The organism is Bradyrhizobium sp. USDA 3315 (assembly GCF_054056795.1).
Map to the genome: position 1 here is coordinate 815,784 of NZ_JBSRYP010000001.1, position 8,952 is coordinate 824,735.

10 protein-coding genes are annotated in these 8,952 nt (G+C 63.8%); 1 reads left to right on the forward strand and 9 read right to left on the reverse strand.

The window, feature by feature from the left end; all coding sequences use genetic code 11:
- Positions 1-133: 133 nt before the first annotated feature.
- A complete protein-coding gene (locus tag ACVIYL_RS03710; RefSeq protein WP_456777776.1) occupies positions 134-787 on the reverse strand; it encodes a dihydrofolate reductase family protein in 654 nt (217 codons plus the stop codon).
- 89 nt (positions 788-876) lie between these two features.
- Entirely contained in the window at positions 877-1,536 is a 660-nt protein-coding gene (locus tag ACVIYL_RS03715; protein ID WP_456777777.1) for a TetR/AcrR family transcriptional regulator, read from the reverse strand.
- Between the two features lie 93 nt (positions 1,537-1,629).
- Here ACVIYL_RS03715 and ACVIYL_RS03720 point away from each other — a divergent pair, with 93 nt between their 5' ends.
- Positions 1,630-2,274, forward strand: coding sequence for a glutathione binding-like protein (locus tag ACVIYL_RS03720; protein WP_456777778.1), 645 nt, complete (start codon positions 1,630-1,632; stop codon positions 2,272-2,274).
- An 894-nt stretch (positions 2,275-3,168) separates the two neighbouring features.
- Here ACVIYL_RS03720 and ACVIYL_RS03725 read toward each other — a convergent pair.
- From ACVIYL_RS03725 to ruvC, 7 genes are all read right to left on the reverse strand, one after another.
- On the reverse strand, positions 3,169-3,636 hold the full coding sequence (locus ACVIYL_RS03725; protein WP_456777779.1) for a nuclear transport factor 2 family protein: 468 nt from the start codon (positions 3,634-3,636) through the stop codon (positions 3,169-3,171).
- Positions 3,637-3,907: 271 nt separating this feature from the next.
- A complete protein-coding gene (ybgC, locus tag ACVIYL_RS03730; RefSeq protein ID WP_253604529.1) occupies positions 3,908-4,357 on the reverse strand; it encodes a tol-pal system-associated acyl-CoA thioesterase in 450 nt (149 codons plus the stop codon).
- Between the two features lie 100 nt (positions 4,358-4,457).
- Positions 4,458-5,075, reverse strand: coding sequence for a hypothetical protein (locus tag ACVIYL_RS03735; protein WP_076825032.1), 618 nt, complete (start codon positions 5,073-5,075; stop codon positions 4,458-4,460).
- A gap of 189 nt (positions 5,076-5,264) precedes the next feature.
- Positions 5,265-6,182 carry a metallophosphoesterase gene (locus ACVIYL_RS03740; RefSeq protein ID WP_456777780.1) on the reverse strand — a complete coding sequence of 306 codons (918 nt, stop codon included), beginning with the start codon at positions 6,180-6,182 and terminating at the stop codon, positions 5,265-5,267.
- A gap of 239 nt (positions 6,183-6,421) precedes the next feature.
- Entirely contained in the window at positions 6,422-7,471 is a 1,050-nt protein-coding gene (gene ruvB, locus ACVIYL_RS03745; protein WP_253604533.1) for a Holliday junction branch migration DNA helicase RuvB, read from the reverse strand.
- Positions 7,472-7,664: 193 nt separating this feature from the next.
- Positions 7,665-8,282, reverse strand: coding sequence for a Holliday junction branch migration protein RuvA (gene ruvA, locus ACVIYL_RS03750; protein WP_456777781.1), 618 nt, complete (start codon positions 8,280-8,282; stop codon positions 7,665-7,667).
- The gene (gene ruvC / locus ACVIYL_RS03755; RefSeq protein WP_456777782.1) at positions 8,279-8,806 is read right to left on the reverse strand and encodes a crossover junction endodeoxyribonuclease RuvC; all 528 of its coding nucleotides are present in this window, start codon (positions 8,804-8,806) and stop codon (positions 8,279-8,281) included. The genes ruvA and ruvC overlap by 4 nt, the downstream gene beginning before the upstream one ends.
- Between the last annotated feature and the right edge of the window lie 146 nt (positions 8,807-8,952).

Consider the following 8,952-nt stretch of genomic DNA (forward strand, 5'->3'; position numbering starts at 1 on the left):
GCTACGAAACCGGCGATGCGGAATCGCGCTTGAACGTCATTGCGGGGAGCTCGCGACAAAATTGCAAAGCAATTTTGCGCTGAAGCGACGAAGCAATGCTTCGCTTCGCTCGACGGACAAGATGCACGGCTGACTAAGACGCCTTGCGCGCGAAGGTGACGTGGGTCGCGTGCGGGCTCGCGACATGCGAGACGACGGCGTAGCCGAGGGCAGGCAGATCGAGGCCCGCGAACAAACTCTCACCGGCGCCGAGCACGACCGGCGGCAGCACCAATTGCAGCTCGTCGAGCAGACGCGCCTGCAGGAATTGACGCACCACCGAGACGCCGCCGCCGACGCGGATGTCCTTGTCACCGGCAACCGCGCGCGCCCGCTCCAGCGCCGCGAGCATGCCGTCGGTCACGAAGTGAAAAGTCGTGCCGCCTTCCATCTCGATGTCGGGCCGCGCGTGATGGGTCAGCACGAACACCGGCGTGTGGTACGGCGGATTGTCGCCCCACCAGCCTTTCCAGGCATGATCCGGCCATGGTCCGCGGATCGGGCCGAACATGTTGCGGCCCAGGATCCAGGCGCCGATCCCCTCCATCGACTTGCGCGCGATCTCATCGTCGAGACCGGTGGTGCCGCCATCCTGGCCGGTCATCGCGCGAAAGGTGCGCGTCTCGAAGAACCAGGCCGCGGGCAGCGTCAGGCCGCCGACGCCGAACGGATGTTCGAGGCTCTGATTCAGCGCCGCGCCAAATCCGTCGATCGAGACCGTGAATACTGAAGTCCTGACTTTTCCCATGATGTTCCGCTTCCGTGAGTGGGGAGACCTTACGGAAGACGGGCGGGAAAGCCAGCGCCCGACATTTGCCCGGCAAGAAAATTGGACGGCTATTTCGCCCCGCACAGCACGTCGATCGCACCCTTCACGATCGCCTCGAGCTCCTTGCGCGGCACGCGGGCACGGGCGCGGATCGCGATGGTATGGATGGTGGCAGAGGCCAGATGCGCCAGCGACGCCGGATCGGTCCCCTCAGGCAGTTCGCCGCGTTCCTTGGCATGGCGGAAGCAGATGCCGAACGCCTTGTCGAGCTCGGTCAGTCCCTCGACCACCATGGTGCGGATGTCCGGATCCGACACCGCCTCGGACGCCGCCGTCATCACGGTGAAGCAACCGCGCGGGCCGGACTCGCCGGAGAGATAGATGTCGAGCGCGATGCGATAGATGCGCTCGAGCCGCTCGCGCAGCGGCGCGTCGGCGCGGAAGATATCGACCATCGCGGCGCGCGCATCGTCGCGATAGCGCTGGTAGCTCTTGATGTAGAGCTCGCGCTTGTCGCCGAACGCGCCATAAAGGCTCGGCCGGTTCATGCCGGTCGCAGCGCTCAGATCATCGAGCGAGGTCGCGGCGAAGCCGTCGCGCCGGAACAGATCGAGCGCCTTGCCGAGCGCGACATCGGGCTCATAGGCGCGCGGCCGCCCGCGGCGCTTCGGCGCGACCGGCCCCGCGATTTTGGCAGCAGTTGGCGGCCCCTTACTTTTTTGTACCATTTCGCATTTAATTCCTTGACGCCACCAATATTATCCAAGACAGTACAAAAATCAATAACGGCCGGACCCCCGCGCCAGACACTGGAGGCACCCATGGACCTTTATTTCTCGCCCCTCGCCTGCTCGATGGCGACCCGCGTCGCGCTCTACGAAGCGGGCCAGCCGGCCAACTATCTCGAGGTCGACCCGAAGACCAAGGCGGTGCGCAACGACGGCTCCGACTTCAACAAGGTCAACCCGCTCGGCCTGGTGCCGACGCTGCGCACCGACGACGGCGTCGTGCTGACCGAGAACGCCGCGATCCTGCAATATGTCGCCGACCAGTTTCCGCGCGCCGGCATCGGCACGGCGTCGAACGCCGAGCGTTCAAAGCTGCATCAATGGCTGTGCTTCATCGGCACCGAGCTGCACAAGGGCCTGTTCCTGCCGCTGCTCGACAAGAAGGCGCCGCCGGAAGCCAAGACCTATGCGCTGGAGAAATACGTCTCGCGGCTCGACTATGTCGAGAACCACCTGAAGGGCCGCGAGTACCTGCTCGACCACTTCAGCGTCGCCGACGGCTATCTCGTCACCGTGATCAACTGGACCATGGCAACGCCGCCGATCGAGCTCGCGAAATGGCCGGCGCTGAAGGCCTATTACGAACGCCTGCGCGCCCGGCCCTCGGTCGCGAAGGCGATCGCGGAGGAGTTCGAACTCTACAAGGCCGAGATCGCGCGGCACAAGGCTGCGGCGTAAGGTTTCTTACGACGGAGGCACTGTCTTCTCTCCCTCTCCCCGTTCTTACGGGGAGAGGGTTGGGTGAGGGGCCGCTTCCGCGAGTTGCGAATGCGGTGAGACCTGTACCCCCTCACCCGGATCGCATCTTGCGATGCGATCCGACCTCTCCCCGCAAGCGGGGCGAGGTGAAGGGGTGCCGCGGTCAGCATCCTCGGCAAATCGAAAGCTTGCGGGTGTTGGAGAGCTCATCCGCAGGCTCCCCCTTTCGTGTGGCTGGAGGCGGCGCGTCCATGAAGACTAGCTGGAATTTCTTCCACTCATCTTAGTATTCCGCCGGCAACGTGTACGGCTGGCATTCAGTGATCGCTCGCAGCGCACTGTTTTGATAAGCCTGAGCATAGTCTGATGTGGCCGGCTTGCTCCCTGGCAACACCACAGGTTGCCCATCGAGCCTGCCCTCTCGCGTCAGCTCGATCATAAACTCAACCCTTACACTTGCTGCATCGCTTCCGACGCGTGGAGGTCTCCTCCAACACCTCTCGAGCTGATGTCTGAACATCGCCCCCCAAGTATCGGCCCCGCGCATTTCATTCCTCGCTGCGCTTGGCTGGATAGCAACGGCTATGAAGACGGTCGCGAGGAGGAAGCCTGCGAGCGCAACGGCGGCAGAACGTTTATTTGGCATGTAATGAGGTCCGGCAGACGCGGTGAGGTTGCAACGCGGACCAGAATAAACCGCCCCTCATCGGGACTCGCAAATCGTTTTCGACGAGCCGGCACAAACGCGCCGTAGCCCGGATGGAGCGAAGCGCAATCCGGGATCGATCTTGCCACAGGAGAGTGGGTGCACTCCAAGAGATCGTCCCGGATTTCGCTGCGCTCCATCCGGGCTTCAAGGCTACGGAGAGCCGATCAGAACGGCTCCTGCGCCAACCCCGGCACGTCGGCCGGACGCGGGCCCGGGGCGGGCCAGTGGAAGCGGCGGTCCTTCTCCGAGATCGCGATGTCGTTGATCGAGGCCTCGCGGCGGCGCATCAGGCCGTGCTCGTCGAACTCCCACTGCTCGTTGCCGTAGGAGCGAAACCAGTTGCCGCCGGCATCGTGCCATTCGTACTGGAAGCGGACCGCGATGCGGTTGCCGTCGAATGCCCAGAGATCCTTGATCAGGCGATACTCCTGCTCCTTCTCCCATTTGCGGGTCAGGAAGGCCACGATCGCCTCGCGGCCCTGAAACACCTCGGAGCGGTTGCGCCAGCGGCTGTCCTCGGTATAGGCGCCGGCAACCCGAACCGGGTCGCGCGAATTCCAGGCGTCCTCCGCCATGCGCGCTTTCTGTGCGGCGGTCTCGCGGGTGAAGGGTGGCAGCGGCGGGCGTGACATTGGCGATCCCTCGCGGTTGAAGCATGATCCGGAAAAGTGTGAAGCGGTTTTCCGAAAAGATCATGCTCGAAATGTAAGACAAACGCGATCGATCTGATCGCGTTTTGTCACGCGCAAATCTATCGCCGCGCCGCGCAGAGTCGATGGGTCGTTTCTTATCGCCCGATAGCTGGAGCCTATTCCGTTCCGGTTGTATCGGAACGGGGCTCCGGATTCCTGTTTTGACGCGTTTTCTTCACGCGAACCGGTACCCACTTCGCTCGAAAACGCTCTAAGACAGATCGGCCTTCATCAGCGCGCGAATAGCCTTCGGAATCGGCTGCGCGCGGCCGCCGCTGATGAAGGCGACGCGGACCTCGGCCTTCACAAGCACGTCATCGCCGCGCCGGACTTCCTGAGCGAGCATGATGGAGGCGCCCTTCACAGCGATCGGCCAGGTCACGACGTCGAGCACGTCGTCCATCCGCGCCGGCTTGAGGAAGTCGAGCGTCATCGAGCGCACGACAAAGGCGAAGCCGCCGGTCTCCTCCTGCGCTTCATCGAACAGCGCCTGCTGCTCGGCGCCCATCAGGCGGAGATGATTGGTGCGGCCGCGCTCCATGAAGCGCAGGTAATTGGCGTGATAGACGATGCCGGAAAAATCGGTGTCTTCGTAATAGACGCGGACCTGCATATGGTGGCGGCCGTCGCGGATCTGGCCGTCGAGAATGGGTGAGGTCATTTGCAGCCCCCGATTGCGCAAGACTTTGGTTCGTATTGCGCAAAATCGCCGGCCGACGCAAGCACGGTCGGGAAATCTTGGGATCGGCTGGCGATCTGGATCAGGCGACCTTCTGGAATACCTTGTTTCTGACGACCTCTTGGTACCGATGATCTGTTCTGACCAGGTCGTCAACGATCATCTTGACTTGAAAAGCGTCGATCTGCTCATCGGTATATTGATCGCCGATTGCCGGAATTTTCGTCGGATCGAGTGACGATCCCCTCAGACGCCATTCATAGTCGTCGAAATCCATGTAACCGCCAACCTTGAGCAGTTTGTCGCACAAGAAGTAGTTCAAAGCGTCGACTGCGACCGTATGCGCGCCGTCGAGAAAGCAATAATCATAGATCGGAGCGCCCTCATACTGCCTGATCAGCTTCATGAGAGACCAGTTGTAGGAATCGTTGAACTTCTGGGTGTTGCCGAAATATGAGATCTTGTTTGGGTAGGCGCTGAGCTTTGTCTCCGCGCGCTGGACCGCATCGTTGAAATCGAAAAGATGCAGCTCACACTCGGGAAACAGCTGGCAGACGTTTCTTGCGGTATCCGCCATGTAGATTCCAAATTCGGCGTAACGGAACGGCTGCTCCCGGCCGAAAACGGTTTTCATGAACTCGTAGGTGCCTGTCGTCCCCTGAACGCCGACGACGAGCTTCTTGGGATACCAATCCTGCATTTTGCGCAATCCCTCCCGCTACCTTAGGGTGAAGGGTACCGCCCACAGAAATATGCGGCAACTTACGATCCTTCATCGCGGCCATGTCGAAAGGCGCCACTCCGGAACCGGAACGGATACAGCGGTTACTTTCGGCGGAACCGCCGTCGGCCCGCATCCGATGCGCAGCTCTCGCCCACGCAAGCGTAGTCAGGACACCACCGGCCCCTTTGCGCCGAGCGTGACCTGCACGATCTCGGGCGGCACGCCGAGGCGGAACGGCATGATGCTGCAGCCGAGGCCGCCGGAGACGACGACGTCGCATTTCAGCTTGATATGGCCATACGCGAGCCGCATGCCGTGCTTCACCGGTACAGCCGGCGACCAGCCGAGCAGCCGGACCTGTCCGCCATGGGTGTGGCCGGACAGCTGCAACGCGACACGCGAGGGCACCCGGAGCGCGACGTCGGGCTCATGCGCGAGCAGGATCACCGGCGCGTCGTTTGTGACCTTGGCAAGCGTCGCGTTGAGATCGTCGACGCCGATGCGCGTGACCTGGCGATAGGGCCGCGCCGCCATGAAGGCGAGCTGGTCACCGAGACCGGCGAGCCAGAACGGACGACCGTCCTTGGCGAGCCGCACCGCGTCGTTCTCGTAGACCGGAATCCCCGCCCCCTCCAGCGCGCGGCGCGCCAGCGGGATGCCGCGCCCCAAGCGCTGTACCGCCTTGTCTTCCCAGTAGTCGTGGTTGCCGAGCACGGCGTGCACGCCGAGCGGCGCCTTCAGGCCCTTCAGCACCGCGGCCCAGTCGGAGGCCGGAATGAAGCGGGTGACGTGGCGTAGCCCCGCGACATAGTCGCCGAGCAGTACGATGATGTCGGGGTTCAGGGCGTTCGTCCGCTCGACGATCTCAGCGATGCGATCGAGCGACATCCAGGGATCGCAGGCGTGGATGTCGGCGAGTGCGGCGATCTTGAGCGGAAAGTCCGCCGGCCATTGCCGCGGCGACAGATCGTAGCGCGTGAGCGCGAGGCGGACGACCGGCTCGCTCAAGCCATAGGCCGCGGTCGAAGCGGTGGCGGCGGTCAACCCGCCGAACCCGCGCAGAAAATGACGACGTGAAATCATGGATGTGTGATCGGTGATGCCTGGCGCTTGTCGAAAACACTCTGGGCTATCATAGGCCCTTTGATTGGAGCGAAATTGGGCCGCGTTTGTGCAGACGGCCTGCAGGGATGCCGCAATGGTTAGTAGGCAAGGTTACCGGCAAGCGCGACGCGCTGCATCAACACGTCATTCACGTCTTTGGGAGCGGAGGGCTTTTGCTTCAGCATGAAGAACCGCTTCGCGCTCTTCCGGATCATGCGTCAGTCCTCGTCGCCATTGCCGCCGAACAGGCCGAATTGCGAGGGATCGCGGTTCGGCTCGGCGAGACCGAGATGACGGAAAGCATGCGAGGTCAGGAGCCGGCCACGCGGAGTACGCTGCAGATAGCCGCACTGGATCAGATAGGGCTCGATGATGTCCTCGATCGCATCGCGCGGCTCCGACAGCGCCGCCGCCATGGTCTCGACGCCGACCGGCCCGCCGCCATAGTTCAACGCGATGGTGGTGAGATAGCGCCGGTCCATCGCGTCTAACCCGACGCTGTCCACCTCGAGCGCGCTCAACGCCCGGTCAGCGATGCCGCGGTCGACGGAATCGGCATCGGCGGCGGAGGCAAAGTCGCGCACCCGGCGCAGCAGGCGGCCGGCGATGCGCGGCGTGCCGCGGGCGCGGCGCGCGATCTCATTTGCGCCGTCAGGACTCATGCCGATATTGAGCACGCGGGCGCCGCGGGTGACGATCTTCTCGAGCTCTTCCTCGGTGTAGAAATTGAGCCGGATCGGAATGCCGAAGCGGTCGCGCAAGGGATTGGTGAGCAGCCCCGCACGCGTCGTCGCGCCGACCAGGGTGAATTTCGACAATTCGATTTTCACAGAACGCGCCGCGGGACCTTCGCCGATGATCAGGTCGAGCTGAAAATCCTCCATCGCGGGATAGAGCACTTCCTCGACCGCCGGGCTGAGGCGATGGATCTCGTCGATGAACAGCACGTCGCGCTCTTCGAGATTGGTCAGCAGCGCTGCGAGATCGCCGGCCTTCGCAATGACAGGGCCGGAGGTCGCACGAAAGCCGACGCCGAGCTCACGCGCGACGATCTGCGCCAGCGTGGTCTTGCCGAGGCCGGGGGGACCGACGAACAGCACATGATCGAGCGCCTCGCCGCGTTTCTTCGCAGCCTCGATGAAGATCGAGAGATTCTTGCGCGCCTGGGCCTGACCGACGAACTCGGTCAGCGACTGCGGCCGCAGCGCGGTGTCACCGACATCGTCGGAGCGGCGTTCAGGCGAGACCATGCGCGAGGGCGTATTCATGATGCGAGACTAACACGAGATTGTTCTCCCTCTCCCCGCTCTTGCGGGGAGAGGGTTGGGGTGAGGGGCTCCTTCCGCGAGCGCAATGTGTGTCGAGACCTGTACCCCCTCACCCGGATCGCATCTGCGATGCGATCCGACCTCTCCCCGCAAGCGGGGCGAGGTGAAGAACAGAGGCGCTCCAATCCACGGATCACTTCGACAGTTCCTTCAAGCCCAGCCGGATCAGCTGCGCGGTCTCGGCGCTCTCACCGGCGCTGCGCGAGGCGGCGGCGATGGCGGCGGCGGCCTGCGGCTGGCCGTAGCCGAGATTGACCAGCGCCGAAATCGCGTCGGTGACCGGACGCGGCGCGCGGTTGTTGTCGATCGCGCCAGACAGTTGCACCACCGCGGGATCGACATCGGCAAAGCCCGGCGCCTTGTCCTTCAATTCGCTGACGATGCGCTCGGCGACCTTCGGCCCGACACCCGGCGTCCGCGCCACCGCCGCCTTGTCGCGCAGCGCGATGGCGTTGGCGAGATCGGTCGGCGGCAGCGTGCCGAGCACCGCGAGCGCGACCTTGGCGCCGACCCCCTGCACGGTCTGCAGCAGGCGAAACCATTCGCGCTCGTGATCGCTGCGGAAGCCGAACAGTTTGATCTGGTCCTCGCGGACGTAGGTCTCGATCGAGAGCACGGCGGCGCCGCCCGGCGACGGCAACGCCTGCAACGTGCGGCTCGCACAATGCACCTGATAACCGACGCCGCCGACGTCGAGGATCACGTAATCCTCGCCATAGGAATCGATCAGACCCTTCAGCTTGCCGATCATAGGTTCGCCACCCTGAGCCGCAGCGCGATGCTCTGGCGGTGGTGGGCGTGGGTGATCGCGACCGCGAGCGCGTCCGCGGCGTCGGCGGACGGCGGCTCGGCTTTCGGCAGCAGGATCTTCAGCATCACCTGGATCTGGTTCTTCTCGGCATGTCCGGCGCCGACCACGGTCTTCTTGACCTGGTTGGGCGCGTATTCGGCGACCGAGATACCGAACATTGCTGGCGCCAGCATGGCGACGCCGCGCGCCTGGCCGAGCTTCAGCGTGGCCACGCCGTCCTTGTTGACGAAGGTCTGCTCGACCGCCGCCTCCGCAGGCTTGTAATCGGCGAGCACGGCGGCCAGCCCCTCATGGATCGCGAGCAGCCGGCTCGCCAGCGGCAGATCGTCCGGCGGTTCGACCGAACCGCAGGCGATATAGACGAGACGGTTGCCTTCGGTCTCGATCACCCCCCAGCCGGTGCGGCGGAGACCCGGATCGATACCGATGATGCGGACGGGGGAGCGAATCGGCTGGGATGTCATGGGGTAGTGATACCGCCTGCGCCGGGAGAACGAAACACAAACGGAGCGCCATCCCCTGCTCCGCGTGTCGTTGTACTCGGCCCGCTCGTCATCCCCGCCTAGTGCGCAATTGCGCACGGGAGCGGGGATGACGTACGCCGCGGCTT